This window comes from Streptomyces sp. NPDC002588 (assembly GCF_040295925.1).
In the GTDB taxonomy this organism is placed as follows: domain Bacteria; phylum Actinomycetota; class Actinomycetes; order Streptomycetales; family Streptomycetaceae; genus Streptomyces.
In genome coordinates this window covers 38726-64729 of record NZ_JBEOWF010000061.1, presented here as the reverse complement: position 1 = coordinate 64729, position 26004 = coordinate 38726, and the positions used below count along the sequence as shown (strand labels likewise).

At 73.2% G+C, this 26004-nt stretch carries 19 protein-coding genes; 9 read left to right on the top strand and 10 right to left on the bottom strand.

Annotation, left to right across the window (positions count from 1 at the left end):
- Positions 1 to 154 precede the first annotated feature (154 nt).
- Positions 155 to 658 carry a hypothetical protein gene (locus ABT057_RS44185; RefSeq protein ID WP_352350127.1) on the bottom strand — a complete coding sequence of 168 codons (504 nt, stop codon included), beginning with the start codon at positions 656 to 658 and terminating at the stop codon, positions 155 to 157.
- A 284-nt stretch (positions 659 to 942) separates the two neighbouring features.
- Between ABT057_RS44185 and ABT057_RS44180 the strand changes: the two genes are divergently transcribed.
- Entirely contained in the window at positions 943 to 2640 is a 1698-nt protein-coding gene (locus tag ABT057_RS44180; protein WP_352350125.1) for a serine/threonine-protein kinase, read from the top strand.
- Positions 2641 to 2653: 13 nt separating this feature from the next.
- Here the strand turns inward: ABT057_RS44180 and ABT057_RS44175 are convergent, their stop codons facing one another.
- The 6 genes from ABT057_RS44175 to ABT057_RS44150 form a co-directional block, all read right to left on the bottom strand.
- On the bottom strand, positions 2654 to 3619 hold the full coding sequence (locus ABT057_RS44175) for a DUF1152 domain-containing protein (protein WP_352350123.1): 966 nt from the start codon (positions 3617 to 3619) through the stop codon (positions 2654 to 2656).
- A 114-nt stretch (positions 3620 to 3733) separates the two neighbouring features.
- On the bottom strand, positions 3734 to 5098 hold the full coding sequence (locus tag ABT057_RS44170) for an FAD-dependent oxidoreductase (RefSeq protein ID WP_352350121.1): 1365 nt from the start codon (positions 5096 to 5098) through the stop codon (positions 3734 to 3736).
- A gap of 133 nt (positions 5099 to 5231) precedes the next feature.
- The gene (locus ABT057_RS44165; protein WP_352350119.1) at positions 5232 to 7928 is read right to left on the bottom strand and encodes a SpoIIE family protein phosphatase; all 2697 of its coding nucleotides are present in this window, start codon (positions 7926 to 7928) and stop codon (positions 5232 to 5234) included.
- A gap of 67 nt (positions 7929 to 7995) precedes the next feature.
- A complete protein-coding gene (locus tag ABT057_RS44160; RefSeq protein ID WP_352350117.1) occupies positions 7996 to 10533 on the bottom strand; it encodes a SpoIIE family protein phosphatase in 2538 nt (845 codons plus the stop codon).
- Positions 10534 to 10675: 142 nt separating this feature from the next.
- Positions 10676 to 11350, bottom strand: coding sequence for a lipoprotein (locus tag ABT057_RS44155; protein WP_352350115.1), 675 nt, complete (start codon positions 11348 to 11350; stop codon positions 10676 to 10678).
- A 46-nt stretch (positions 11351 to 11396) separates the two neighbouring features.
- Positions 11397 to 11984 carry a CGNR zinc finger domain-containing protein gene (locus ABT057_RS44150; protein ID WP_352350113.1) on the bottom strand — a complete coding sequence of 196 codons (588 nt, stop codon included), beginning with the start codon at positions 11982 to 11984 and terminating at the stop codon, positions 11397 to 11399.
- A gap of 38 nt (positions 11985 to 12022) precedes the next feature.
- Between ABT057_RS44150 and ABT057_RS44145 the strand changes: the two genes are divergently transcribed.
- The 7 genes from ABT057_RS44145 (at position 12023) to ABT057_RS44115 (ending at position 20995) form a co-directional block, all read left to right on the top strand.
- Positions 12023 to 13204: an MFS transporter gene (locus ABT057_RS44145; protein WP_352350111.1), complete on the top strand. Its 1182-nt coding sequence runs from the start codon at positions 12023 to 12025 to the stop codon at positions 13202 to 13204.
- Positions 13205 to 13395: 191 nt separating this feature from the next.
- Positions 13396 to 13932, top strand: coding sequence for a cysteine hydrolase family protein (locus tag ABT057_RS44140; RefSeq protein ID WP_352350109.1), 537 nt, complete (start codon positions 13396 to 13398; stop codon positions 13930 to 13932).
- 152 nt (positions 13933 to 14084) lie between these two features.
- Positions 14085 to 14912: a hypothetical protein gene (locus ABT057_RS44135; protein WP_352350107.1), complete on the top strand. Its 828-nt coding sequence runs from the start codon at positions 14085 to 14087 to the stop codon at positions 14910 to 14912.
- Positions 14913 to 15107: 195 nt separating this feature from the next.
- Complete coding sequence (locus ABT057_RS44130; RefSeq protein WP_352350131.1) at positions 15108 to 17111, top strand: DUF1996 domain-containing protein; 2004 nt, start codon at positions 15108 to 15110, stop codon at positions 17109 to 17111.
- 153 nt (positions 17112 to 17264) lie between these two features.
- A complete protein-coding gene (locus ABT057_RS44125) occupies positions 17265 to 18974 on the top strand; it encodes a tetratricopeptide repeat protein (protein WP_352350105.1) in 1710 nt (569 codons plus the stop codon).
- Positions 18975 to 19029: 55 nt separating this feature from the next.
- Positions 19030 to 20409 carry a diacylglycerol/lipid kinase family protein gene (locus ABT057_RS44120; protein ID WP_352350103.1) on the top strand — a complete coding sequence of 460 codons (1380 nt, stop codon included), beginning with the start codon at positions 19030 to 19032 and terminating at the stop codon, positions 20407 to 20409.
- The gene (locus tag ABT057_RS44115) at positions 20402 to 20995 is read left to right on the top strand and encodes a phosphatase PAP2 family protein (RefSeq protein WP_352350101.1); all 594 of its coding nucleotides are present in this window, start codon (positions 20402 to 20404) and stop codon (positions 20993 to 20995) included. The genes ABT057_RS44120 and ABT057_RS44115 overlap by 8 nt, the downstream gene beginning before the upstream one ends.
- Positions 20996 to 21051: 56 nt before the next feature.
- Here the strand turns inward: ABT057_RS44115 and ABT057_RS44110 are convergent, their stop codons facing one another.
- The 3 genes from ABT057_RS44110 to ABT057_RS44100 form a co-directional block, all read right to left on the bottom strand.
- On the bottom strand, positions 21052 to 21687 hold the full coding sequence (locus ABT057_RS44110) for a class I SAM-dependent methyltransferase (protein WP_352350099.1): 636 nt from the start codon (positions 21685 to 21687) through the stop codon (positions 21052 to 21054).
- Between the two features lie 540 nt (positions 21688 to 22227).
- Positions 22228 to 24468: a C40 family peptidase gene (locus ABT057_RS44105; protein WP_352350097.1), complete on the bottom strand. Its 2241-nt coding sequence runs from the start codon at positions 24466 to 24468 to the stop codon at positions 22228 to 22230.
- A 318-nt stretch (positions 24469 to 24786) separates the two neighbouring features.
- Positions 24787 to 25113: a helix-turn-helix transcriptional regulator gene (locus tag ABT057_RS44100; RefSeq protein WP_352350095.1), complete on the bottom strand. Its 327-nt coding sequence runs from the start codon at positions 25111 to 25113 to the stop codon at positions 24787 to 24789.
- Between the two features lie 125 nt (positions 25114 to 25238).
- Between ABT057_RS44100 and ABT057_RS44095 the strand changes: the two genes are divergently transcribed.
- Positions 25239 to 26000 carry an ANTAR domain-containing protein gene (locus ABT057_RS44095; protein ID WP_352350094.1) on the top strand — a complete coding sequence of 254 codons (762 nt, stop codon included), beginning with the start codon at positions 25239 to 25241 and terminating at the stop codon, positions 25998 to 26000.
- Positions 26001 to 26004 lie beyond the last annotated feature (4 nt).

The window sequence follows — 26004 nt, the reverse complement described above, 5'->3', positions numbered from 1 at the left end:
CCTAGTAGCTCCGCTACGAGGGCTTCCGCCCGGCACGCCGAGAGCACGCACCGAACGCCGCTCCTTCTCCCACGGAGATCCATCAGAAGGGCCCTGGGCGTACTGATCCAGGTGTACTGATCACGGGCGTCGTCGGGCGACCCGCGGAGTCGGTTCAGTCCCCGCCGCCCTCCGCCTCCGCCCGGTTCAGGCGCCTGCCGGCGCCGCGGCGGCGGCCCCCGCCGCGCTCGGGACCGGGGCCGGGGCCCGAGGGCGCGCTGAAGCCGCCGGGGACCAGACGCGGCGGGGCCACACCCGGCACGTCCGGAGCGGACGACGCCGGACCGGACGGAGACCGGCGGTCGTGCGGCTCCCCCTCCGCCTGCCTCGGCGGCGGTGGCGGGACCGAACGGCCCACCACGCGCGCGTGGGGCATCAACGGCGCGCAGGCGGAGCACACTTCGGTGAGCGTCCACACCTGGCCGACCGCCGGATCGTGCCGCAGCACGAGGACGACCGTGCCCCCGCAGTTGACCCGTGTGTCCTCGTGCAGCGTGCACTGCTGGCGCCGGCACCAGCAGGCGGCGTCGTGGTGCACGGCCGCCGCTCTGGCGTGCGCGGCCGCGTGGGCCTCGGCGAAGCGGCGCAGCGCCGAGAGGTCCCGGGAACGCGGCGGCATCGCGCACGCCGACGAGCAGGTGACCGAAGCGGTCCGGTCCCGGTGACCGACGACACGGATCGTCCAGCAGCGACCGGGACGGCGTGCTGACGGGGCGTCAGGGTACGTAAGAGCCAAAGCACATGTCCTTCGTGGGGGGAGGGCGGCGAGTCCGGACGGATCCGGCAGCACAGCCCGCCGGAGTGACCTCGTTCACAGCATGCCCGTGGCCCGCCGGACCATTCGCGCTGTGCCCCCTCTGGCGGACACAATGCCTGTCACCCGGTACCCCTAAGCTCCCTCCCATGAGCACCGGCGAATCCGACAGACGTGTCGTCGACGGCCGCTTCGAACTGATCGAGCGGCTGGGCGGCGGAGGCATGGGGTGGGTGTGGCGCGCCCGCGACCTGGCACTCCACCGGGACGTGGCGGTGAAGGAGGTACGGCCTCCGGATCCCGCGCTGGCGGAGTACGACCCGGCGGGCGCGCGCATGCTGCGCGAGCGCGTCCTGCGCGAGGCCCGCGCGCTGGCGCGGGTCCACCACCCCAACGTGGTGACCATCCACCACATCGTGGACGGCGGCGAACGCACGTTTCCGTGGATCGTGATGGAACTGGTCACCGGTGGCTCCCTCCAGGACCGCCTCCAGCTCGGTCCGCTGACCCCCGTCGAGGCCGCCCGGGTGGGCCGCGAGGTGCTGTCCGCGCTGCGTGCCGCGCACGCCGTCGGCATCGAGCACCGGGACGTGAAACCGGCCAACGTCCTGCTGCGTCCCGACGGGCGGCCGGTGCTCACCGACTTCGGCATCGCCGCCATCCGGGAGGCCACCAGCCTCACCGCGACCGGGTCCGTCATCGGCTCGCCCGACTTCATGGCACCGGAACGCGTCAGCGGCAAGGAGGGCGGCCCGGCCTCCGACCTGTGGTCCCTGGGGATGCTGCTGTACGTCGCCGTGGAGGGCCGGCACCCGTTGCGGCGGGCGAGCACCCTGGCCACCCTGGCCGCCGTACTCGGCGAGGACGTACCGCCGCCCCGGCAGGCCGGTCCGCTGACCGGTCTCCTCACCGCCCTCCTCGTCCGCGATCCCGACGCCCGCCCCGGCGCCGAGGAGGTCGACCGTCTGCTCGCGACCGCCGCCGGAGACCCGTCGGCGGCGGCTCCGGCACAGGTCCCGCAGGCCCCGCAGAGTCCGCAGGGCTCCCACCCGACAGCGGCCCCCGGGTTCGGTCCCGCGCCGACCTCCTACTCCCTCGCCCCGCCGGCGCCTTTTCCCGCTCCCGCTGTCGGCGAGGCGGTCACGGTGCGGCCGGTCGGCCCGCCCCGGGGCCGTCGCACCCGGGCGGCCGCCGTCACCGCAGCCACCCTCGGCACCGCCCTGGTCGGCGTCCTGGTGTGGACGCTGCTGCCGCAGACGAACGACGGCGACGGGACGGACACCGGGGCCGACGCATCCAAGACGTCCGCGGCCGCCTCTGTCTCCGCGTCCGTTTCACGGGGCGGGTCCCCGTCCGTGAACGCCTCGGCCGCGGGGCAGTCCGAGGGGACCGTCGATCTGCTCAACGCGAACGGAGTCCGCACGGCGGTGCGGAAGCTGACCGCCGCCATGGGCGGAACGAAGATCACCTCGCTCGTGGTGTACCCGGAGTACGCGATAGCCGAGGCCCCGGTCGACGGCCACCCGAAGCTCTACGACCGGTACATGTACCGGGGCGGGGACGTGGCCGTGAAGGAGGGGCCCGGCGGAACGGTCCGCGACGGCATCGTCCCCGTCGATCTCGACGTCTTCAACTGGGACGCCGTGTCCGGCCTGCTCGCCAAGGCCGACAGGACGCTGAACATCGCGGATCCCACCGCCCGCTACCTGACCGTCGATCCGGCGTCCACGATCTTCGACGACCCGCCGACGATGAGCGTCTACCTCTCCGACGACTACGGCAGCGCCTACCTCGAGGCCGATGTGCACGGAAAGGTGATCGAGAGCCACCCCCGCGACGACAGCTGACCGCCGCCCGCGTTCAGTGCGGGAACGCCCGGGGCTGCCGCAGGACGGGCAGCCCCTCCCGGAACTCCTCGATACGGCTGCTGATCTGGCGCATCAGGACCGTGTCCCCGAGGCGGTCCAGGTAGAGGTTGCGGCGTGCCAGGCCCACCGCGTCGACGCAGAAGTACACCGCCATCAGGGGATTGACGAAGAGTTCGCTGTTCCTGGTGCGGTCGGTGAACCGTACGTCGCCGAACTGGCCGCGTACGGCGGCGGCGACCGAGCCGTTGACGATGCTGGGGTGCCCGGGGGTGGAGGCCTGGGCATGGGCCACCGCGTCGAGGTAGAGGGCGCCCTCGCGGCTGTCGCGGGGGACGGAGAAGGCGCCCAGGTAGGCGTCCTCGCGGTCCAGCGCGGCCAGGTTCTCCAGGACCAGGGAGTGGTTGACGCCGTGGTAGGCGTCCACGCCGAAGCCGAGACAGGCCACCAGGCGGTGCGGGACCTCGTCGAGGGCGTCGACGGCGGCCAGGCTGGCCATGTCCTCCTCGGGCGTGCCGAGTCCGTGCTCGTCGCCGCGCATCAGGATGTCCGTACCGCCGTCGACGAGCACGACCGCGTCGACACCGCCCAGGTGGTCCAGCAGCGCCCGGTAGGCGTCCCGCAGCGGCGCCACGCCGGTGCGCGGGAACGCGTACACCGTCGCGGGCTCGCCCTGCCCTTCGAGCCAGGTGGCCAGGGCGTGTTCGGGGAAGTAGTCGCCGCGGGCCGGGGTGTCGGGACGCACCGCCGCGACGTCCGGCTCCAGCCAGACTCCGGTGGGCAGGCCGTACAGCTCGGTGAAGGAGAGGTTTGCCAGGTGGACGTCCTTGCCGGCCGAGCGCAGCGCCAGGGCCAGCGGCAGGCCCGCGTAGACGTCGAAACCGCCGCCCGCGCCGGCGACGAGCACCCGCCGTGCGTCGCGCAGCCGGGTGAACAGGGGAGGCTCGTGGAGAGAGAACACCCCGGGACGCTAACAGGCGGCGATCATGACGCCCAGTGATTTCACCGCAACTGGCCTGCGGAGCAGGGGCTTTGAGGGATCGGGGCGCGTCCGTCCCCGATCCCTCGGGCGGGCTTACGCGCCGCTCTCCCGCAGCATGTCCTCACGCTCGACGAGCTTCACGCGCTCACGGCCCTGCGGCTCGCCCAGCGCCTTCTCGGCGGCATCCAGCCTGTACCAGCCCTCCCAGGTGGTGAACCGGACCTGACGCTCGGCGAGGAAGGCGTCGACCGCCTCGGGTTCGGGCGAGGCGGGCGTCTGCAGCCGGCCGTTCGCGTGGTCGTCCAGGAGGTTCGACACCGTCTCGTTGGCGTCGCCCTTGGTGTGGCCGATGAGGCCGACCGGGCCGCGCCGGATCCAGCCGGTGACGTACACCGACGCGAGATGGCTGCCGCTCTCCTCGATGACCCGGCCGCCCTCGTCCGGGACCGTGCCCGAGTCGATGTCCCAGGGCAGCTTCGGCAGTTTCTCGGAGAGGTAGCCGACCGCGCGGTAGACCGCGGTGACGTCCCACTCCTTGAACTCGCCGGTGCCCTTGACGTTGCCGGTGCCGTCGAGGGCGGTGCGCTCGGTGCGCAGACCCACGACCTTGCCGTCCTCGCCGAGGATCTCCGAGGGCGACTCGAAGAAGTGCAGGAACAACTTGTGCGGGCGCTCGCCGATGTCGCGGATCGCCCAGTTCTCCAGCGTCTTGGCGACCATGTCGGCCTGCTTGTTGCCGCGCCGGGTCGCGATCGAGCCGTCGTCGTAGTCGATGTCCTCGGGGTCGACGATGACCTCGATGTTGGGGGAGTGGTCCAGCTCCCGCAGTTCCATCGGGGAGAACTTCGCCTGCGCCGGGCCGCGGCGGCCGAAGACGTGGATCTCGAGGGCCTTGTTGGCCTTGAGGCCGTCGTAGACGTTCGGCGGGATCTCCGTCGGGAGGAGTTCGTCGGCGGTCTTGGCGAGGATGCGGGCCACGTCCAGTGCCACGTTGCCGACGCCGAGCACGGCGACCTTCTCGGCCTCGAGCGGCCAGGTGCGCGGCACGTCCGGGTGGCCGTCGTACCAGGAGACGAAGTCGGCGGCGCCGTGGGAACCGTCGAGATCGATGCCGGGTATCGCCAGTTCGCGGTCGGCCGTCGCACCGGTGGAGAAGATCACGGCGTCGTAGAACGCGCGCAGGTCGTCCAGGCTGATGTCGCCCGGGTAGTCGACGTTGCCGAAGAGACGGATCTGCGGTTTGTCCAGCACCTGGTGCAGGGCGTTGACGATGCCCTTGATCCGGGGGTGGTCGGGGGCCACGCCGTAACGGATCAGTCCGAACGGGGCAGGCATCCGCTCGAAGAGGTCGATGGAGACACCGGGGTCGGCGGCCACATCGGACTTGAGCAGCGCGTCGGCGGCGTAGATCCCGGCGGGGCCGGCTCCGACGATTGCTACCCGCAGGGGGCGGGGCATGATCAGGTTCCCTTCGAGCGGCGACAGATCGACTCGGGGGAAGCCTAAGCTAAGGCAAGCCTTAGTCAGTACAGGGGTCCGGTCTATGAGCTCATAAACATGATTTATGAGTCAGATTCGGCCACATCGTGTCTCACGGCAACGACTGCTCCGCCCAGATGACCTTGCCCGTGGGCGTGTAGCGCGTGCCCCAGCGCTCGCTGAGCTGGGCGACCAGGAACAGGCCCCGTCCGCCCTCGTCCGTCATCGCCGCGTACCGCAGATGCGGCGACGTGCTGCTGGAGTCGGTGACCTCGCAGATCAGGGTGCGGTCGCGCAGCAGCCGCACCCGGACCGGGGGACTGCCGTAGCGGATCGCGTTGGTGACCAGCTCGCTCAGGATCAGCTCCGTCGTGAACGACAGTTCCTCCAGGTCCCACAGCGCCAGCTGCCGGGCGACCGCGGCCCGCACCTCGCCCACCGCCGCCGGGTCCACCGGCACTCCCCACTCGGCGACCCGGTCCGCGCCCAGCGCCCGGGTCCGGGCGACGATCAGCGCGATGTCGTCGCTCTGGCGGGGCGGCAGCAACTCGTCGAGGACGGTCTGACAGGTCTCCGTCGGCGAGCCCGACGCACCCCGCTCCAGGGCGCTGCGCAGCATTTCCAGCCCGGTGTCGATGTCCCGCTGCCGGTCCTCCACCAGCCCGTCCGTGTACAGCACCAGCCGGCTGCCCTCCGCGAGCTCCAGTTCGGCCGTCTCGAACGGCAGCCCGCCAAGACCCAGCGGAAGCCCCGCGGGCACGTCCGGGTACTCCACCCGGCCGTCGGGGTGGACCAGCGCCGGCGGCGGATGGCCGGCCCGGGCCACGGTGCACCGCCGGGACACCGGGTCGTAGATCGCGTACAGACAGGTCGCCCCGGAGACCTGCCCGACGGCGCCGTCGGCCGCCTCGTCCTGGTCGATCCTGGCCACCAGTTCGTCCAGCAGGTTGAGAAGCTCCTCGGGCGGCAGGTCCAGAGCCGAGAAGTTGTGCACCGCGGTGCGCAGCCGCCCCATGGTGGCCGCCGCGTGCAGCCCGTGCCCGACCACGTCGCCGACGACGAGCGCCACCCGGGTCCCGGACAGCGGCAGCACGTCGAACCAGTCGCCGCCCACGCCCGCCTGCGCGGGCAGATACCGGTAGGCGATGTCCAGTGCGTTCTGCTCGGGCAGCGTGCGCGGCAGCAGACTGCGCTGCAGGGTGACGGCCATGCCGTGCTCGCGGGTGAAACGGCGTGCGTTGTCGATCGACACCGCGGCTCGCGCGACCAACTCCTCCGCCAGTGCCACCTCCTCCGGGTCGAACGGCTCGGGCCGCTCCGACCGCAGGAAGCTGACCACACCCAGCACCAGCGCGCCCGCCCGCACCGGCACGGTGATCAGCGAGTGGATGCCGAACTCCATGATCTGCTCGGCCCGCTCCAGGTCCTGCGCCCGCCAGCCCGGCGCGTCCATGAGCCGCGCCTCCAGGACGGCCCGTTCGCCGGCCAGACTGCGGGCCTGCGGCGCGGAGTCCACGAACCGGATCCGCTCGCCCACCGCGTACAGCGGCGAACCCTTGCGGACCCCGCTCATCGCCGTCCGCCGCAGCTCGCCCCTCGCCTCCGGCTCCTCCCCGTCCAGCACCGCGTCGAACAGGTCGACCGCGGCGAAGTCCGCGAACCGGGGCACCGCGAGCTCCGTCAGCTCCTCCGCCGTCCGGGTCACGTCCAGGCTGGTCCCGATGCCCACCCCGGCGGCGTACAGCAGGTCGAGCCGCTCCCGGGCCGCCTCCGCCCGCCCGGACAGGGCCCGCAGTTCCGTGGAGTCGCGCAGTGTGGCGACACTTCCCGCCGGGCCGCCCGCCAGGTCGGTGGGCCGCTGGTTGATCGCCAGCAGCCGGCCGCCGACCAGGTGCACTTCGTCGGTGACCATCCGCCCGGACACCAGCAGTTCGGCCGTCCCGGGGTCCAGGCCCAGGTCGAGGACCTGGCGGCGCTCAGCGTCCGGCGGCAGGTCGAGCAGCCGGTGCGCCTCGTCGTTGGCGAGCAGCAGCTCACCGTCGTCCCCGACGATGATCACCCCCTCGCGCACGGCGTGCAGCACCGCGTCGTGGTGCTCGTACATCCGGGTCATCTCGCGCGGGCCCAGGCCGTGGGTCTGGCGCAGCAGCCGACGGCTGACCAGCGCGGTGCTCGCGGTGGCCAGGGCGAGGGCCGCGGCGGCGCTGCCGATGACGAGGGGCAGCTGACGGTCGGCGTTCCCGCCGACGTGCGCGGTGGTGATGCCGGACGACACCAGGCCCACGACCGTCCCGTCGGACGCCTTCACGGGCACGACGGCCTGCACCAGCCGCCCCAGTGTCCCGTCGACCTCCTCGACCACGGTGCCGCCGTCCAGCGCCGGCTGGATATTGCCGACGAACTTCTTGCCGATGCGGTCCGGCTTGGGATGGGTGTAGCGGATGCCGTCGGTGTTCATCACGACGATGAAGTCCATGTCGGCCGCCTTGCGGGCGGCCTCCGCCGAGGGCTGCAGCACCGCCGTCGGATCCGGGCCGCGCAACGCGTCGACCATGCCCGGCGAGTTCGCGAAACTCTCCGCGACCGCGAGGGAGCGGTTGCGGGCCTCCTGGGTGCTGTCGTGCCGCACCTGCAGCAGCAGCGCCACCACGGCCGCCACGACCAGCAGCAGCACGATCGCCACCTGGAGGACGAACACCTGCGCGGCCAGACTGCGTCCGCCCAGGGCGGATTCGGGCGTACGCCGTGTTCCCGGGTCCCGGGGACGACGGGCCGGCCGGGCACCCGTGCGCCCCAGGAGACGTGCCATGTGCCATGTCTACACTGCCCGGCCGGATGAGGCGAGAGGCGTCACAGAGGGTCACGGGCGGGGCGCCTCACGCTCTCCCTGGGTGATCATCGGGGGTGCTCGTGCCGTCGCCGGAGCGCGTGGCGAGCAGCAGCGCGATGTCGTCCACGCGGTCGGCGGCCTGCCGGGCCGTCGCCGTCAGCCGGTCGGCGATCCGCCCGAGGGAGAGTCCCGCGTCGCCGGCGGTGTCGGCCAGCGTGGCGCGCAGGGCGGCGATGCCGTCGTCGATGTCGTGACCGGGCCGCTCCACCAGCCCGTCCGTGTAGAGCGCCAGGATCGCGCCGGGCTCGAGTCGCAGCTCCGTCACCGGGTAGTGGGCGCGCGGGTCGACACCGAGCACGACCCCGCCCGGCAGGTCGAGGACCGACGTACGGCCGTCGGGACCGCGCAGCAACGGGGGCAGATGTCCGGCGCGGACCGACCGGGCGACACCCGTGGCGGGGTCGAGACGGATGTAGCAGCAGCTGGCGAACTGACCGGGGTCGAGGTCGATGAGGAGGTGGTTCGTCCCGGCCATGACCTCCTCGGGCGGCCGGTCGCCGAGCGCGAACGCGCGGACCGCGCTGCGCAGTTGCCCCATGGTGGCGGCCGCCTGCACCCCGTGCCCCTGGACGTCGCCGATGACGAGCGCAAGCCCGTCGCCGGCCTCCACCACGTCGTACCAGTCGCCGCCCACGTCCATGCCCTCGGTGCCCGGCAGATAGCGGCCCGCGGTCTCCACGCGCGCGTGCTGCGACAGCCGCCGGGGGAGCAGGGCCTGCTGCAGCCCCCGGGCGAGGGCGGCCTCCGTGTCGTAGCGCTGGGCCTTCTCCATCGCGTGGGCGATCAGCCCGGCGAGCGCGGTGAGCACCGTGCGCTCCTCCTGGCTGAAACTGCGCGGCCCGTCGAAGCCGAGGATGCACGAACCGACCGGGCGGCCCGACGCGATGAGCGGCAGGAAGGCGCGGGCGCCCTCCGCCGCGTCCAGCGCGATGCCCGGGTAGGCGGCCGCGAGCTGCGCCATGGAGTCGAAGAACAGCGGGCGGCCCGTGGTGAGCGTCTCGACCCCGGGCACCCGGGCGTCCAGCCCCACCCCCTCGAACGGCGCCAGGAAGCCTTCCGGGAAGCCGCTCTCCCAGGCCAGATACAGGTGGCGCTCCTGCAGCAGGTAGATCGCGAGCCGGCGGCCGCCGAACGCGGGCAGCAGCTCCTGCATGACCACCGCCGACACCTGGCGGGCGGTCACCGCCTCGGTCAGCGCGATCGCCAGCACGATGGGCCGGTAGAGCGGGCCGGTCGAGGCGTCCGCGTGGGCCGCGGGGTGTGCCGGGCCGGCGGCGTCGGCGACCAGGGGGATCTCGGAGCCGTCCGGGGTGACTGCCTCGGTGGACGGGACGCGGTTCGCCGGGACCGCGGTGCAGGTGAGCAGGTCAGGGCCGGGATGGACGGACATGCTGAGCCAGTCGCCCTCGAACACCCGCGGACCGTCGGCGGGCCGCCGCACGTGGAAATGAACCGGCTCGGGCGACAGCAGGGCACCGCGCAGATGCTCCTCGCAGGTGGGCTGGCTCAGCCACGGTACGGCGTCCAGCAGCGGGCGCCCGGCCAGCTCGGCCAGGTCCACGCCGAGGAAGTGCGCGGCCCGCTGATTGGCGTAGACGATCAGCCCCAGCCGGTCGATGCAGAAGACGCCCTCGGGGAGGAGATCGGCGGCGCCGTCGGCGAGCGCTCCGGCGCCGGGGTCGAGGAGCACGCCGGTGACGGGCGCGGACCCGGCCTCGGACGCCGCCCACAGCTCGAGCACCCGCAGACCGCCCTCCATGGTGCGCACCTGGATCGGCAGCGGCGGGGCGCTGCCGCGAGCGGTCTCGTGCAGCAGGTCGGGCAGGCGGTGGGCGTCGGTCGGGTCGACGGCCCGGGCCAGGGCCTCCAGCGTGCCGGGCAGTTCTCCCGGCGGCAGACCGAACAGGGCCCGTGCCCGCTCGTCGGCCTCGACGGTGTCGGTCGCCGGGTCCCACGAGAAGCGCCCCACCCGCCCCGGCGCCGGTCCCGCCGCCGGCGGCCGTACACACAAGGGCTCGTCGTCCCAGGTCACGGGGTGGCCGTCGCGCTCCAGCCGCAGCAGCCGAGCGGCCAGGTCGTCCGCCACGGGCGCCAGCCGCTCGCGCGCCGCCAGCATCTCCGTGGGGTCGGCCACCGCCGCGCGCAGCACCGCCATGACCCCGAACGCCCGCCCCTCGGCCGCGACGGGCACGTTCAGGGTGCCGAACTGGAAGGGCAGCCCCGCCGCGAGCTGCGGATACCGGCGCATCGCCTCCGTGGCGTTCGCCAGCACCACCGGTACGCCCGTCCGATGGACGTCCGCCACCGGGAACGGCCGGTCCACGTGCACCCGCCACCACGGCTGGAACAACGGCCCGGGCAGCCCCGCGAGGACGGCGAGCCGCAGTGTTCCGGGCGTGCGTGAGCACAGGTACACGCCTCCGGCGCGGCCTTCCGCCGCCCGCAGCGCCGCCGCCGCGGCCGCGGTCAGCAGCGCGGGCGGCGGGCCGGACGGCCTCCGCTCGTCCCCGGCGCTCCCAGTCATCGGCCCTACCTCGTCCGTGCGCCGTCACGTGGGCGACACAGCAAGAATGCGCCACACCTGCCCCGACGCGCATCCGCGCACCACCGGGGGAGGCCGCCGGCCGGAGTGTGCGGCCCGGCCGGGCCGTGGCGAGGCCCGGGGGTCAGGCCGTGGTGCGCAGGGTGTCCCTGGCGAGTTCGTACGCGGGGAGCATCTCCTCGTGCTCCTGGCTGTCGAGACCGCCCAGGTGCAGGACCACGGGACCGTCGGCCGTGACGACGGCCAGGGCGCGTTCCTTCTTCGGCTCGTCCAGGGCCTCGCTGGTCGTGAGGTACTCGACCTCGGTGCCGGTGACGTCACCGGACGTGAAGGTGCGGTACTTCTCCTCGGAGGCGTCCTCGCCCGCGGCCACGAAGGCGGCCAGGACCTCGCGCGGGCCGGCGTCGCCGGGCCTGCCGGTCCAGACACGCAGGAACCCGATGTGCCCGGCGGGCTTGGCGTCGATCTCGCAGACCATGGTGACCGGGCCCTGGTGCAGGACCGCGTCGGCCAGTTCGGCGAGATCGCCGCCCGATTCGCCCGCCTGCCCGGCGTCGACGGCCTCGGCCTTCCAGGACCTCGCGGTGTCGAAGGTGACCGGCAGCTCGCAGGCCGAGCCGGCGGCACCGACCGTCGCCCCCCGTCGGGCCGGCTCGGCGGTCGCCGTGGCCGTCGCCGACCTGCCTGCCGCCTCCCCGGCCGTTTCCCCGTCCGCGCCCGAACAGCCCGTCACCAGTACGGCCAGCAGGACGGCCGGCGCCACCCTCTGCCGCCCCGCGTTCCCCACCCCGAAGCGCACCGCGCTGTCTCCTCTCGATGTCGGCGGTGCACTGTAACGCGAGCGCTCAGACGTCCCGCGCGCCCCGGGACCGGCGGTGTGCGGCGACGCGTTCACGGGTGGCGCAGCGGCGGGAGCAGTAGCGGCGCTCGGGGCCGCTGCCCTGCGCGACGAACACGTTGCCGCAGGAGGACGACGCACAGACCCGGCCGGGCGGCCGCTGCCGGTCCCAGACGAGGACCGCCAGCGCCATGCAGGAGGAGGCGAGCAGCCACTCGTCCCAGGGGCCGTCGTCCGACCGGTCGAGATGCGGATGCCAGGGCGTGCGGCCCGCGTGCGCGGTGAGGCGCAGCGGGCCGGTGTGCTCACTCAGCAGCCGGTTGAGGAGCTCTGCCGCACGGTCCGCGTCCTCGGCGGCGAAGACCTCCCGCAACGGCTCACCGGCCGCCCGCATCCGGTCGACGTCCTCGGCCGTGAGGCGGAGGGGTTCCGGCTCTCCATGGGCGCGCAGCACCTCGGCGACGGCCTCCGGCGCGGGCGGCCGGTCGCCCGCGAGGGCGTTGAGAAGGGCCGCGGTACGGCGCGCGGTGGCCAGGACGGAGTGCCGGGTGGACCAGTCGTCGGCGGGAGGCAGCACGCGGGCAATGTAACGCATGTTGATGAGTTTTGAGTTACCTGCGTAACGTCACGCGGATGAAGAAGCGTTACGCGTTGCGCTGGTACCTGGTCGGCGCCGTGACCGCCCGCACCGGTGACGAGATGTCCGGCCCCGCACTGCTGCTCGCCGCGTTCGCTGTCACCGGCTCCTCGGCCGCCGCCTCGGTGCTGCTCGCCGCGGCGACCGTGGCGGCAGCGGCCGGCGGCCCCCTGCTCGGCGCTCTCCTGGACCGGGCGCGCCGCCCCGGCCGGCTCCTGGCGGCGGCACTGTGCCTGCACGCGCTGGGCCTGACGGCCGTCCTCCTCGGACTCGGCAGGCTCCCCTTCCCGATCACGGTCCTGCTCGCGGTGCTCACCGGGCTGCCCGGGCCCGCGCCGGGGGGAGGCTGGACGGCACAGCTGCCGATGCCGCCCACGCGGTCCGGCCCCGCCCGGGCCGCCGCACTCGACGCGATGACCTTCGACGCGGCCGCCCTGGCCGGACCCGCCCTCGCGGCCGTGACCGCCCACACCCTGGGCGCCCGGACGGCGGTGGCCGGGGCTGCATGGCTGATCTGCGGGGCGGCGGGCGTGGCGGTCCGGTTGCGCGGGGATCCGGGCCGCGGCACACCGGCTGTGACGGGGCCGGCCGCGGACCCGGCGCGGGGGCGGATCGGCGCCGGAATCCGGTACGTGGCCGGGAACCGGCACCTCGCCGCCGCCACCCTCGGCTCCACCGTCTCGTGCGCCGCCCAGGGCATGGTCACCGCCTGCCTCCCGCTCCTCGGCGCGCGGGCGCTCGGCGCGGCCGCCGACGGTGCGCTGCTGCTCTCCTGCTCGGCCGCCGCCGCGCTCCTCGCCAACGCGGCCCTCGCCCGCCGGGCGCCCGGCCCGGACCCCGGCGCCGTACTCCGGGGCGGGGCACTGATCCAGGCCGGAGCGGCGGCACTCGCGGCGACGGGCCGCCCGGCCCCGGTCGTCCTGGCCGCCGTACTGGCCGGAACGGGTGAAGGGCCGCAACTGGCCGCGCTGTTCGCGGTACGGCACCGGGAGGCGCCGGAGTCGCTGCGCGCGCAGATCTTCACCACCGGGGCCAGTGTGAAGATCACCGGATTCGCGCTCGGTGCCGCGGCCGCCGGGCTGCTCGCCGCCCGGTCCCTGCCGGGAGCCCTGCTGACGGCCGCCGCGCTGCAACTGCTCGCGGCGCGCGTGACGGCCGTAGGCGCGCGGGGGCGTTGAGACCGGCGCGGGGCACGCCGGGTACCGCCCCGCGCGGCAGGCGGGGGCGATCGGTGCGCAACCCTTCGACGGCGGGGCGATCAGCGGACCGTCACGCTCCGGTGCCTCCCGGACGCGGTGGTTCAGGCCTTCGGGTGAGGGCGGGTGACGTGCCGTCGTACCGGGCGCCCGGGCGGGGCACCCATGGCCGCATGGGCAAGACCGCGCTGATCGTCATCGACATGATCAACACCTACGGCCATCAGGACGCCGGCCTCCTGCTGCCGTCGGCGCGCGCCATGGTCCCGGTGGCCGCCGCGCTCCTGACGCGGGCCCGGCGCGGCGGAGTCCCCGTCATCTACGTCAACGACAACTTCGGCCAGTGGCGCTCCCACCACGGCGAACTCCTTGCCGAGGCACTCTCCGGGCCGCACGCCGACCTCGTCGAGCCCCTGCGGCCCGACGAGGACTCCCTCTTCGTGGTCAAGGCGCGGCACTCGATCTTCTTCCAGACCCCGCTGTCGTATCTGCTCGACCAGGAGGGCATCGACCACCTCGTCCTGTGCGGGCAGGTCACCGAAGAGTGCGTCCTGTACTCGGCCCTCGACGCCCACCTCCGTCATCTGCGCACGACCGTGCCAGGGGACGCCGTGGCCCACATCCACGCCGATCTCGCCGACGCGGCCCTGCGGATGATGGAACGGAACATGGGAGCCCGGGTCTGCGACAGCGCGGAGCTGTGGAGCTGAACGCGTCCGAACCGAACAAACCCCTCATTTCCCCGTCGGAATGATCCTCGCGGGCCCTCTCGGCGTCTTCAGAGGAGCGACACCGGCACGGGGACCAAGGCGGAGTCGCACGGATGCGAACGGTGTGCGACGAGAGTTTCCCGGGGGGAAGCATGGTGATCCTGCGGCCGGAAGTGGAGCGGCGGTACGACCGCGGCGCCGAGAGGCGTGACGACGACCGCCCCGCCGAAGAGCGGCGCGGAGGCGTCCCGTGGCGCGCGGCCGCGCTTCTCGGGCGGACCCTGCGGGACGAGTGGTACGGCATCGTCGTCGACCCGGTACGGCAGCTCCGCAGGCGTGGCCCCTCCGCCCTGCTGCTGGCGTTCGTCGCCTGCGCGGGCGTGATCTTCTTCCACGCCCTTGCGCAACGCCCGGCCGGGGCGACGGCCGTCCGGATCCTCGGCGGCGTCCAGGGCGACCTCCCGCTGTGGCTGGCCCTGCTGCGCACCCCGATCTCCCTGTACGTCCCCGCCCTCGACCTGCCGGTGTGGGCCGGCATCACGCAGCTCTTCCTCGCCTTCGCCCTCGCCGAACTCTCCCTCGGCCGGCGCCGGACCCTGTTCGTCGCCTACGCCGCCACGCTGGCGGGCACCCTCACCGTGCGGGTGATGATCGCGATGGGCCCCGGCTGGTGGGGGCTCGGGCTGTCGCCCGAGGCGGGGCGGGTCCTCGACACGGGCCCGTCCGCGGCGGTCGTCGGACTGTTCACGTACCTCTCGGTCGTGCGCCGCGCCCCCGTCGTCTTCGCCCTCACCGGCGGCTCGATGGTCGTCGAGTCGATCGCCAAGCCCAACCTGGCCGGCCGCGAGCATCTGATAGCCGTCGGTGCCGCCGTCGTCCTGGGCCTGGTCCACGAACGCGGCCGTCTGCCGCGGTCCCTCCGTGTACCCCTGGCCCTCTCGGGCGCGTCGGCGAAGACGCAGGAAGGACGCCCCACCTGAGATCTTGATATGAATTCGCGAAATCGTTGAACACTCCTGCGTCGGGCCGCGTATGGGACCGGGGGATTTTCATGCCTGTCCGCCGATGACGACGTGTAGGAGCACTCCTTGGTACACAACAGGCGCAGACGCCCGACGGGCGGACGACGTGCGACCTTCGCGGCGGTCGCACTGATCCTCGGCGGCGGTGGGCTGATGGCGGTGAACGTCTATGCCTCGGCCACCTCCAACGGCGAGACCGCGGAACTGACCGGCGGGGGTTCGGTCACCATCGACTGCCCTGACGTCGGCAACAGCCTGACCTCCGTCCCCGAGCAGGCCTCGCCCGAGGTCGACCGCGAACTCGCCCTCCTCGACGAGCAGATCGCCGCCGCCTACCGCCAACTCCAGGACCAGGCACAGGCGGTACGGCAGGATTCCGGCTTCGCCGACAACGCGGTCATGAACCCGCTGAAGGAGAAGCGCGGCGCCACGATCGACCGCATCGCGGAAGCGATCGACCGGGCAGGCGAACGCCCGGAGGGCCTGGACTCGATGGCCGCCTGCACCCTGCGCATCACCCAGGAGCAGCAGGGACAGAGCCAAGGGCAGGGCGAAGACCAGGGTCAGGGTCAGGGGCAGAACGACGGTCAGGGACAGGGCCCGGCTCAGGGGTCCGGTCAGAACGGCCAGCAGGGCAACGGCGGTCAGGCCGGCAACGGTCCGGTCGCCGGCGACTACGCGGACATCACCTCGGTCCAGCCCGCCCAGCAGACCTCCGACCCGGGCTCCGGCCCCTCCCGCGGCACCTTCGTCACCAGCTGCGGAGTGAACGAGAACGGGCTGTTCAACTCCGACAACGTCATCGTGGCCCCCGGCGTCAGCAACGGCGCCCACCACTTCCACGACTACGTCGGCAACCAGTCCAACACCGCCTTCGCCTCCGACGAGGACCTGGCGAACGCGGAGACGAGCTGCGCGGACCAGGGCGACAAGTCCACGTACTACTGGCCCGTCCTGCGGCTGCAGAACGGCACCCAGGAGCAGGACGCGAACAGCCCCGGCGGCGGCATCGAGGGCAACGCCGGTGAGATCGTCACCCCCAAGGAAGTGACCCTCACCTTCGTCGGAAACCCGCGCTCCAAGGTCACCGCGATGCCGCGGCTGCTGCGCATCATCACCGGCGACGCCAAGGCCTTCGTCAACGGGCCGGCCAACGCCAACGCCTCCTGGAGCTGCACCGGCCTCGAGGACCGCCAGCTGAAGGACAAGTACCCGCTCTGCCCGGCCGGCAGCGACGTGGTGCGCACCTTCCGCTTCCAGAGCTGCTGGGACGGCAGCAACATCGACAGCGCCAACCACCGCACCCACGTGGCCTTCGCGGCCCCCGACGGCAGCTGCCCGACCGGTTTCGAGGCGATCCCGCAACTGGTCCAGCGCATCGTGTACGACGTCGACGCGCCGAGCCTCGCCGACGGCGGCCGTACGACGCCGCTGTTCGCCGTGGACTCCTTCCCGGAGCAGCTGCACAAGCCGGTGACCGACCACGGCGACTTCATCAACGTCTTCGACGAGGACCTGATGAACACGATGGTCGACTGCATCAACGAGGGCCGGACCTGCGGCGCGGGCACAGGAGACGACGGCTCCGGCAACGGCGGCGACAACGGCAACGGCGGTGGCGGCGACAACAACGGCGGTGACAACGGGAACAACGGCGGTGACAACGGGAACAACGGCGGTGACAACGGGAACGGTGACGACAACGCCGGCGACAACGGCAACGGCTCCGGTGACGACAACGGCTCTGACGTCGACAACTCCCAGGAGCCCCAGTCCCCGGTGACCGAACCGGCAGGCACCGCGTCCGCCGGGACCGACCCCGTGGGCGCCTCGCCCGACACGGACACCCGCGCCTACACCGAGCCCACGGCCGACGCGCCCAAGGCCGCCACTTCCCGGCCCGAAACCCCCGCGGGCGAGGAGATAGGCACCGCCGCGACGGCTCCGGAACAGACGACGCCGTCCCCGGCCGCCACGGCCTCCGCCATCCCGGCCGACCCCGGCACGGGCAGCGGCATCGGCAGCGGTACCCAGCCCCAGGCCGTCGAGGGCAGCCTCGCCGAGACCGGGACCAGCCTGTGGCCCGCGGCCGCCGGAGGGCTCCTGGTGATCGCAGGCTTCGTCGTCCTCTACCGCGACGTCCGCCGGAAGGCCTGAGCACGTCCGACCATCTCGAGGGGCCCGTCGCACCGGCGACGGGCCCCTCACCCCGTACGGGTGCACCCGCCCCCGAGACGCCGCCCGGCGCCGGTCCGCACGGTATACGTCGCTCGAAACGCGAAGTGCGACGACGGGAGCACCATGGAATCCATGGACCATGTGGACCACGGGGACTACCACTACGATCTCGGCACCCACCACCGGCCGGTGACGACCTCCTCGCCGGAGGCGCAGTCGTGGTTCGACCGCGGACTCGTGTGGTCGTACGCCTTCCACCACGAGGAGGCCGTCGCCTGCTTCGAGGCCGCGGTCCGTGCCGATCCCGACTGCGCGATGGCGCACTGGGGCATCGCCTACGCCCTCGGCCCCAACTACAACAAGCCCTGGGAGTTCTTCGACGAGGACGACCTCGCGCGGACGGTCGCCCGCACGCACGCCGCCGTCGAACTCGCCCACGAGAAGGCCGCCGGTGTCACACCCGTCGAGCGGGCCCTGATCGGCGCGCTGCGCGCCCGCTACCCGCAGACCCGGCCCGCGCGGGACTGCGCGGTGTGGAACGAGCCGTACGCCGACGCCATGCGCGCGGTCCACGAACTCGCCCCCGACGACCTGGACGTCGCCGCCCTGTACGCCGACGCCCTGATGAACCTCACCCCCTGGCAGCTGTGGGACCTGCGCACCGGCCGGCCCGCCGAGGGCGCCCGCACCACGGCGGCGAAGGAGGTGCTCGAACGTGCCCTCGCCGACGGGGCGGCGGCCCGGCACCCCGGCGTGCTGCACTTCTACGTCCACCTCATGGAGATGTCCCCGACTCCCGAGGCCGCCCTCCAGGTCGCCGACCGGCTGCGCGGCCTGGTGCCCGACGCCGGACACCTCCAGCACATGCCCTCGCACCTGGACGTGCTCTGCGGCGACTACCGGCGGGTCGTCACCGACAACACGGCCGCGATCGCCGCCGACGAGAAGGCCGTCGCCCGTTCCGGCGCGATGAACTTCTACACGCTGTACCGCTGCCACAACCACCACTTCAAGATCTACGGCGCGATGTTCCTCGGCCAGTGCGGGACCGCCCTGGAGAGCGCGGAACGCCTGGAGGCGGCGATCCCGGAGGAACTGCTGCGGGTGCAGAGCCCGCCCATGGCCGACTGGCTGGAGGCCTTCTGCGGCATGCGGTTCCACGTGCTGATCCGCTTCGGCCGCTGGCAGGACATCCTCGGCCTGCCGTTCCCCGCCGACCAGGAGCTCCACACCTTCACCACCGCGCTTCAGCACTACGCCCGCGGTGTCGCCCTCTCCGCCACCGGCCGGGTGCCCGAGGCGGAGGCCGAACGCGAGTCGTTCCGCGCCGCGGCCGACCGGGTCCAGTCGACCCGCATGCTGTTCAACAACACCTGCGAGGACATCCTCGCGATCGCCTCCGCGATGCTGGACGGCGAACTCGAGTACCGCAAGGGTCACTACGACCTGGCCTTCGCGGCCCTGGAGCGGTCCATCGCCCTCGACGACGCCCTTCCCTACGACGAGCCGTGGGGCTGGATGCAGCCCACCCGGCATGCCTACGGCGCCCTGCTGCTCGAGCAGGGCCGGATCGCCGAGGCGGAGGCGGTGTACCGCGCCGACCTGGGACTCGACGACACCCTGCCACGCCCGTCCCAGCACCCCGGCAACGTCTGGTCCCTGCACGGCCTCCACGAGTGCCTGGTCCGCCAGGGCAAGGACGCGGAGGCGCTGCTCGTCGCCCACCAGCTGAAGTTCGCGGCCGCGCTGGCCGACGTACCCGTGCGGGCGTCCTGCTTCTGCCGTCTGGAGGCTCCCGGGGACACCGCTGTCCCGTTCGGCCGCTGCGGCATGGACAATTGATCGACGGCGCTGTCGACCCACGACAGGGGGACCCCACAAGCATGGCGGGCGCATCGTGAACGAGACACGGACGACGAGAACCTCGGGCCCGACGATCAAGGACGCTCTCACCCGCGCACGCTGGTGGGCCCGGCTCGCCCTGGCGCTGGTCGTGGGCTGTGTGCTGGTGGTGGCGGGCGGCGCCGGGTCCGGCGGCTGGCTGGTCCTGCTCACCGGCCTGGCCGGCCTCGCGCTGGCCGGCGCCGGCGTGTGGTGGATGCTGGCCCACCGGGGCGGGGCCCGGTTCCTCGGCGGAGTGGTCGCCGTCGCCACCCCCGTCTGCGTACTCGTGCTGTACGCCACGTCCGGGCTGTGGGTGGTCGCGGTCGGCGCCCTCGCGCTGTGGGCCGCCGCCCTGGCCTCGGCCCGCGCCTCGCTGCGCGGCCTGCGCCGCCCCAAGGGCACGCACGGCCGGCGCACCCCGCCGCCCCGCCGACCCGTCCTGATCATGAACGTGCGTTCGGGCGGCGGGAAGGTCGTCAAGCACGGCCTCGCCGAGCGCGCCGAGGCCCTGGGCGCCCGGGTGGTCCTGCTCGGCACCGGCGACGGCTGGGACGATCCGGTCGCGGAGGCCCGCAAGGCCGTGGCCGAGGGCGCGGACCTGCTCGGCGTGGCGGGCGGCGACGGCACCCAGGCGCTGGTCGCGGCCGTGGCCGCCGAGCACGACCTGCCGTTCCTGGTCGTCGTCGCCGGTACCCGCAACCATTTCGCGATGGACCTCGGCCTGGACCGCACCGATCCCGTGCGCAGCCTCGATGCCCTCACACAGGGCGTCGAACTCCGCGTCGATCTCGGCGACGTCGACGGACGGCCGTTCGTCAACACCGTCTCCTTCGGGGCGTACGCCGAGATAGTGCAGAACCCCGCGTACCGCGACGCGAAGGCCGCCACCGCGCTGGAGCACCTGCCCGAGCTGTTGCAGGGCCAGGCCGGACCGGTCCTCGACGTCCGCGCCGACGACACCGGGCTCCACGCGCCGCAGGCCCTCCTGGTCAGCAACAACCCCTACGCCCGCGCCGACCCGATCGGCGGCGGCCGCCGCCCCCGGCTGGACACCGGGCTGCTCGGCGCGATCGGCGTCCGGGTGGACGGCCCCGCCCAGGCCGCCGAACTGGCCCTGCTCGGCGAACGGGCCAGCGGCATCACCTCGCTCACCTCCCACCGCGTCGTCGTCGAGGCCGACCGGGACCGCATCCCGGTCGCCGTCGACGGCGAGGCTCTCGAACTGCCCACCCCGGTCGTGTGCACCGTACGGCCCAGGGTGCTGCGGGTCCGTGTGCCCAAGCACCGCCCCGGCGCCCCCTACGCGCCCCCTACGGTCGACTGGAGACGCGTGGTCCGCCTTGCGCTCGGCCGCCCCGACCCCCGCACGATCAAGGAAGCCTACGATGTCTGACCGACTGCCGAAGCCGACCACCCCGCATCTGGTCCGCGACCTCGCCACCCTCGACCAGGCGCTGTACGAGGCGGTCACCGTGACCCGGACCCCCACCCTGGACAGCGCGCTGCGCAGGCTGTCCGCGGCCGCCGACCACTCGAAGATCTCCTTCGCGGTCGCCGTGGGCATCGCCGTGTCCGGCGGCCGCCGCTCGCGCCGCGCCGCAGCCCTGGGCGTCGCCGCCATAGGCGTGGCCTCGACGACCGCCAACCTCCTCGGCAAGCGGCTCGTGCGACGTCCGCGACCGCACCGGGACGCGGACTCGCCGTTCCCGGGACGGCATGTGCCGATGCCGGACTCCGCGTCCTTCCCCTCCGGGCACACCGCCTCCGCCGTGGCCTTCGCGGCCGCCGTCGGCCCGGCCCTCCCGGCCGCCGCCGTCCCGCTGGGCCTGCTGGCCTGCGCGGTCGGCTACTCGCGCGTCCACACCGGCGTCCACTACCCGGGTGACGTCATCGCGGGCGCGCTCCTCGGCACGGGCTCGGCGGCCCTGGTCCTGTCCCTCACGGCGCGCCTCGAAGCCCAGGGCGTGTTCCGAAAATAGCGTCGCCAGGCGGGCGGGACTTTCGGAACACGCCCTGGGAACGGTTCCCGACCGGCCTACTCCCTGCCGCAGTACAGGAAGAGGTGGGGCTCGGGTCCGGCCTCGGGATGGTCCGGGGTGAACAGCACGTTCTCCTCGGCCAGCACGGTCAGACCCGCGTCCCGTACCACCTCCGCGAGCGCCTCCCCGGCGAAACTGGTGACCCGGACCGGCTGTCCCATGAACACCGTGTCCACGCCCTCCACGTCCAGCGGCACCGTCGCGAGGACGAGACTGCCGCCCGGCACCAGCGCCCGCGCGAGCCGGCCGATCAGCTCCGTCTGCTCCCCGCGGTCCATCTGGAGCAGCGAGAAGTACACGCAGACCGCGTGCAACGAGCCTTCCTCCAGCGCGAGTCGCCGTACGTCCGCGCAGGTGAAGGCTGCTCCCGGCACCTGGCGTGCGGCGAGGCCGACCATCACGGGGGAGACGTCGACACCCCGCACGTCGTGGCCCGCCCGGACGAGGGTCTCGGCCGTCGGCCGGCCGGTGCCGCTGCCCACGTCCAGCACCCGGCTGCCCGGCGCGAGCCGGCCGAGCAGCCACTCCAGGGACCTGCGGTGCGCCTCGGAGTGCGCGAACGCCTTCTCGTACCCGGACCCCAGCGCGTCGAACACCGCCGCCGCGCGCCGCCCGTCGTCCTTGTCTGCCAAGCCTGCCCCCTGCGTCGTGGTGAGCGGGTCCCGCACGTCGTCGCGAGCGGGTCCCGCGCATCCTCGCAGCTTCGCCCGCCGACACAGGTGAGTTCACGCCAAGTGAACGGAGATCGTTGCCGGAACGGCCGGAATCCCATTTTCCGCTACCGTGAGTAACATGATCCACTGGCGCTCGAGGTGGGGGCTACTGGCAAGTAGCCATGGCCCCCGGTGACCGTCGTTTCGTTCGGAGGACCCCCATGACGTCGCCCGAGGACGCCCTGCAGCAGGCCCGTACCGCATATGAGGGGCACACACGGACGTGCCGCCAGTGCCAGGTCGACATGTCGCCCTGCGCGGTGTCGAAGCTGCTTCTGCGCGCCTACAACAACGTCCGCAGAACCCAGTCGCGCTCAGGTTCCGTGACGCGCTGACGCCGCATCGGCCGGACCCGGCCGACCGATGCCATGGGGGAAACGGAACGCCGGATCAGGCCGCCACGCAGCTGCGTGGCGGCCTTCGACGTACGGGCGCGTACGGGGCCGCGGCCAGGTCACCTCACGCGGGGCGTACCGCGCCGCGCACCGTGCCCTCTCCGACGGACAGGATGGACTCCTCGCGGATGTGGGCGCCCGGCCCCGGGGCGTGGATCATGTTGCCGCCGTCCGTGCACAGTCCGACATGGCTGAGGTCGTCGTGGAAGAACACGAGGTCCCCGGCGCGGAGTTGGTCGAGCCCGACCCGGGTGAAGGCCTTGGCCTGGTCGATCGCGGACCGTGGCAGGGTGACCCCGGCGGACCGCCAGGCGGCCTGCGTGAGGCTGGAGCAGTCGTACGACTCCGGTCCCGTCGCCCCCGACACACAGGGCCGCCCGATCTGTGCCCGCGCGAAGGCGAGCGCCTTGTCCGCCTTCCCCAGATAGGCGGTGCCGGTCGTCGTGAAAGTGGCACCCATCGGGGCGGCGGCCTGAGCCGGGGGAACCGGTGCGGTGACGACGGCGGCGGGCGCGGCCGTCTCCGCAGCGGCCGGTGCCGTGAAGCCGGCTCCGGACGTCGGGTAGCCGGGCATGGGGGCGACGGCGCCCACGAGTTCGGGGGCCGGGTAGGCGGCAGTCTGAGCGGGCGGCGCGGCCGCGGGGACCGGGGTGCCGGCCGGCGGGGTACCCATGGCGGCGTCCGGCATGGGGAAGCTGAACGGCGGCTGCGCGACGCCGAATTCGGACGTCGGGAACGGCGAGGAGGCTCTCGCGGACGCCTCGGGTACGGGGGTGCCGCCCGCGGGTGTGCCCGCGGCGATGTCCGGCATGGGGAAGCTGAACGGCGGCGTCGCGATGCCGGTGTTCGTCATCGGCGTGCCCCCGGCGGGCGTGGCCGGACCGGCGCCGGGCATCGGGAAGCCGAACGGCGCCTGGGTCCGGGCCGCTTCGGGCACCGGGATACCGCCGGCGGGGGTGGTCATCGCGGCGGCGTCCGGCATGGGGAAGGCGAACGGCGCCTTGGCCGGGCCGGCTGCGGGTACGGGGGTGCCGCCCGCGGGTGTGCCCGCGGCGATGTCCGGCATCGGGAAGCTGAACGGCGGCTTCGTCATACCGGCGTCGGGCACCGGGGTGCCGCCGGCGGGGGTGGCCATCGCGGCGGCGTCGGGCATGGGGAAGGCGAACGGCGCCTTGGCGGCACCGAATTCGGACGTCGGAAAGGCGGCCGCCGACGTGCCGTAGCCCGAGCCCGGCGCCGGGGGCGCCATCAGGGTGGCCTTGGGCAGCTGGCCGCTGTCGTCTCGGGCGGGCGGCGGGGGCGCCTCGGCACCGGCGGACGTCGGCCGTCCCGACCACGCGGCCGCGGCCTCCTCCCGGTACGCCCGCTGCTCCGCCGTGTCCCCCGGCTGCGCGGCGCGCTGCGAAACCACGGCGGGCGGGGCCGCCATGGTCTGGGCCGTCATGGACTGTGTGGCCATGGGCTGGGGTGCCATGGTCTGGACGGGCATGGTTTGGACGGGCATGGTCTGCGTGGCCATGGGCTGGGGTGCCATGGTCTGGACCGGCATGGTCTGGACCGGCATGGACTGTGTGGCCATGACCTGCGGTGCCATGGTCTGGGCGGCCATGGTCTGGGCGGCCATGGTCTGTGCCGTCATCGGGGCCGCCGCCATGAGCTGTGGGGCGGCGGGCTGTGCGGCGGTCGGCCGGGACAGGGTGCGGGCGAGCAGCTCCCGGGCCGCGGCGAGCTTGCGGCCGTTCTGCTCCTTGCTGTTCTTCAGCGAGGCCTGACGGTTCGTCGGCGAGGCGGCCGAGGCCGTGGCGGCCGCGGGCAGCAGGGCCTTCGGCTCCTCCCGGCGCGGCTCAAGTGCCGCGGGCCCCCGCTCGGGCGCCGCGGGCAGCGCGGCGACGGCGCGGGTGGTCAGCTCCGGGGTACGCCGCGTGGGCGCCTCCAGCTCGAGCCGCCGTCCGGGCTCCAGCGCACGCGGACCGTTGTTCCTCTCGAGAGCCTCCTCCAGCTCCTTCGGCACCCGAGGGGCCCGAGGGGCGGCGGCAGGGGCGGGCATACGGTCGGTCGGCAGCACCGCGGGCACGGTCGGACCGATGCTGCCGCGCGCCACGTCGAACCACTTGCGGGTCATGGCGTCGGTCGAGGGATCCGAACCGCGCCCGCCCCGGGCGAGGGAGACACCGGACCGGCCGCCGGCGCCCGACATGGCACGCGTCGCGTTGAAGTTCCCGGTGTCGTTCTCGGCCCGGTCGTACAGCGCGTTGACCGCCTGCTGGACCTCCGACCGGCTCGGCTCGCCGACCTCCGTCGCCATGGAAGACGTACTCCTTCCGTGCTCCGCCGGCCGTACCGGCCCGCGGATCCGGGCCGCCCCGAATCGAGGATGCCCCAAGCTCTGTGCCCTGTCAGGCGATTGGGCCGCGCGGCCCGGCGGGGTGCACCGGGGGGATCGTGCGGTCTGCGCGTCAACCTAACCAACATGTGAGGCTGACGTGAAGATTGAAGCGTTAAATGTCCGATACGTATTCGTGACCTTCGTCTCTCGCCCCGTCAAGGTGCCCGCAATGACCGGTTCGGCGCCGTTCCCCGTGGTCAGGGCGTGGCCGCCGGGCGGTCGACGCGCGTGGAACGCCTACGAGTCGGGGTGTCCGGTCCGGGCGGCCTCGTCCTGGGCGAGCAGTGAGAGCAGGGCCGCCACCTGCAACCCTGCCTCGGCCGGGTGCCTCAGCACCTTGCCGGGTTCGATCCGGTAGACGTTTCCCCGCCCTTCCTTGATGTGGGACAGATAGCCGTCCTGCTCCAGGTCGGCGATGATCTTCTGGACGGCGCGTTCCGTGAGTCGGCAGTGTGCGGCGATGTCACGGATCCGGGCGCTGTGGTTGTCCGCGATGACCGCCAGTACGCGGGCGTGGTTGGTCAGAAACGTCCATCCGTTGTGCGGCTCGGGAACTCCTTCCATGGGGCAATACTACGGCTGGGCATTCATGTATACAAATACCGGAACTCCGTTTCATGTATCGGTTGACGGGTGACCGGCGCGGGGTGAGTATTGTTGTCGTATGGAAAGTGACCGGGGAGGCGGTCATGCCGGAGCCTGTGTACGACGGAGACCTCGGAGTGGGAGACGCCCAGGTGCACGCTGAGGCGAGCGGTGTGCCGCAGGCCCGGTCGGCGTATGTCCCCGAGATCGGAGTCCGGCCGGACGGCGACCGTGTGGTGGTGGTCGTACGCGGCGAACTCGACCTCGAGTCCGCGGCACACCTGGAACACGCCCTGCGCGCCGCCCTGGGTGCGGCCGTCGGTGGCGTCGACCTGGAGCTCGACGGTGTCGGTTTCTGCGACTGCTCGGGCCTGAACGTGCTGCTCGGTCTGCGCCGGCAGGGGCTGAAGCAGGGCAAGACGATCGGCCTGCGCACCCTCGGCCCCGCTGTCGAACGACTCCTCACCCTCACCGGCACCCGCCCGCTCTTCGCCGAGACCGAGTCCGAGCCCGGGCCCGGGCCCGGGGGCGTCGAGTCGGAGTCCGCGCGCGACGGCGACGACCCCGACGCCCTGCAGGACCTTCGCGTCGAGGTCGTCCAGCTGCGGCGCGCCATGCAGACCCGCCCGGTGATCGACCTGGCCCGCGGCATCCTCATGGCGTCCTTCGCGCTGAGCGCCGAGGACGCCTGGCGGGTTCTGGTCGAGGCCTCGCAGCACACCAACACCAAACTGCATCACCTCGCCCAGGAGTTGGTGTCCGCGGTCCACGGCGCCCCGCCGGCCGATGCCGTGCAGGAGCAGGTGGCCGCGGCGGTGGCCAAGGTCCGCTCGGAGCCCGGGCGGACGGACGGACCGGACAGGTGAACCC

Coding starts and splice junctions, on each gene's coding strand:
- ABT057_RS44140 (WP_352350109.1), top strand. CDS start 13,396: ATGGGCAAGACCGCGCTGATCGTCATCGACATGATCAACACCTACGGC.
- ABT057_RS44130 (WP_352350131.1), top strand. CDS start 15,108: ATGGCGGTGAACGTCTATGCCTCGGCCACCTCCAACGGCGAGACCGCG.
- ABT057_RS44165 (WP_352350119.1), bottom strand. CDS start 7,928: ATGGCACGTCTCCTGGGGCGCACGGGTGCCCGGCCGGCCCGTCGTCCC.
- ABT057_RS44100 (WP_352350095.1), bottom strand. CDS start 25,113: ATGGAAGGAGTTCCCGAGCCGCACAACGGATGGACGTTTCTGACCAAC.
- ABT057_RS44145 (WP_352350111.1), top strand. CDS start 12,023: ATGAAGAAGCGTTACGCGTTGCGCTGGTACCTGGTCGGCGCCGTGACC.
- ABT057_RS44160 (WP_352350117.1), bottom strand. CDS start 10,533: ATGACTGGGAGCGCCGGGGACGAGCGGAGGCCGTCCGGCCCGCCGCCC.
- ABT057_RS44105 (WP_352350097.1), bottom strand. CDS start 24,468: ATGGCGACGGAGGTCGGCGAGCCGAGCCGGTCGGAGGTCCAGCAGGCG.
- ABT057_RS44150 (WP_352350113.1), bottom strand. CDS start 11,984: ATGCGTTACATTGCCCGCGTGCTGCCTCCCGCCGACGACTGGTCCACC.
- ABT057_RS44095 (WP_352350094.1), top strand. CDS start 25,239: ATGCCGGAGCCTGTGTACGACGGAGACCTCGGAGTGGGAGACGCCCAG.
- ABT057_RS44180 (WP_352350125.1), top strand. CDS start 943: ATGAGCACCGGCGAATCCGACAGACGTGTCGTCGACGGCCGCTTCGAA.
- ABT057_RS44125 (WP_352350105.1), top strand. CDS start 17,265: ATGGACCATGTGGACCACGGGGACTACCACTACGATCTCGGCACCCAC.
- ABT057_RS44135 (WP_352350107.1), top strand. CDS start 14,085: ATGGTGATCCTGCGGCCGGAAGTGGAGCGGCGGTACGACCGCGGCGCC.
- ABT057_RS44170 (WP_352350121.1), bottom strand. CDS start 5,098: ATGCCCCGCCCCCTGCGGGTAGCAATCGTCGGAGCCGGCCCCGCCGGG.
- ABT057_RS44185 (WP_352350127.1), bottom strand. CDS start 658: ATGCCGCCGCGTTCCCGGGACCTCTCGGCGCTGCGCCGCTTCGCCGAG.
- ABT057_RS44115 (WP_352350101.1), top strand. CDS start 20,402: ATGTCTGACCGACTGCCGAAGCCGACCACCCCGCATCTGGTCCGCGAC.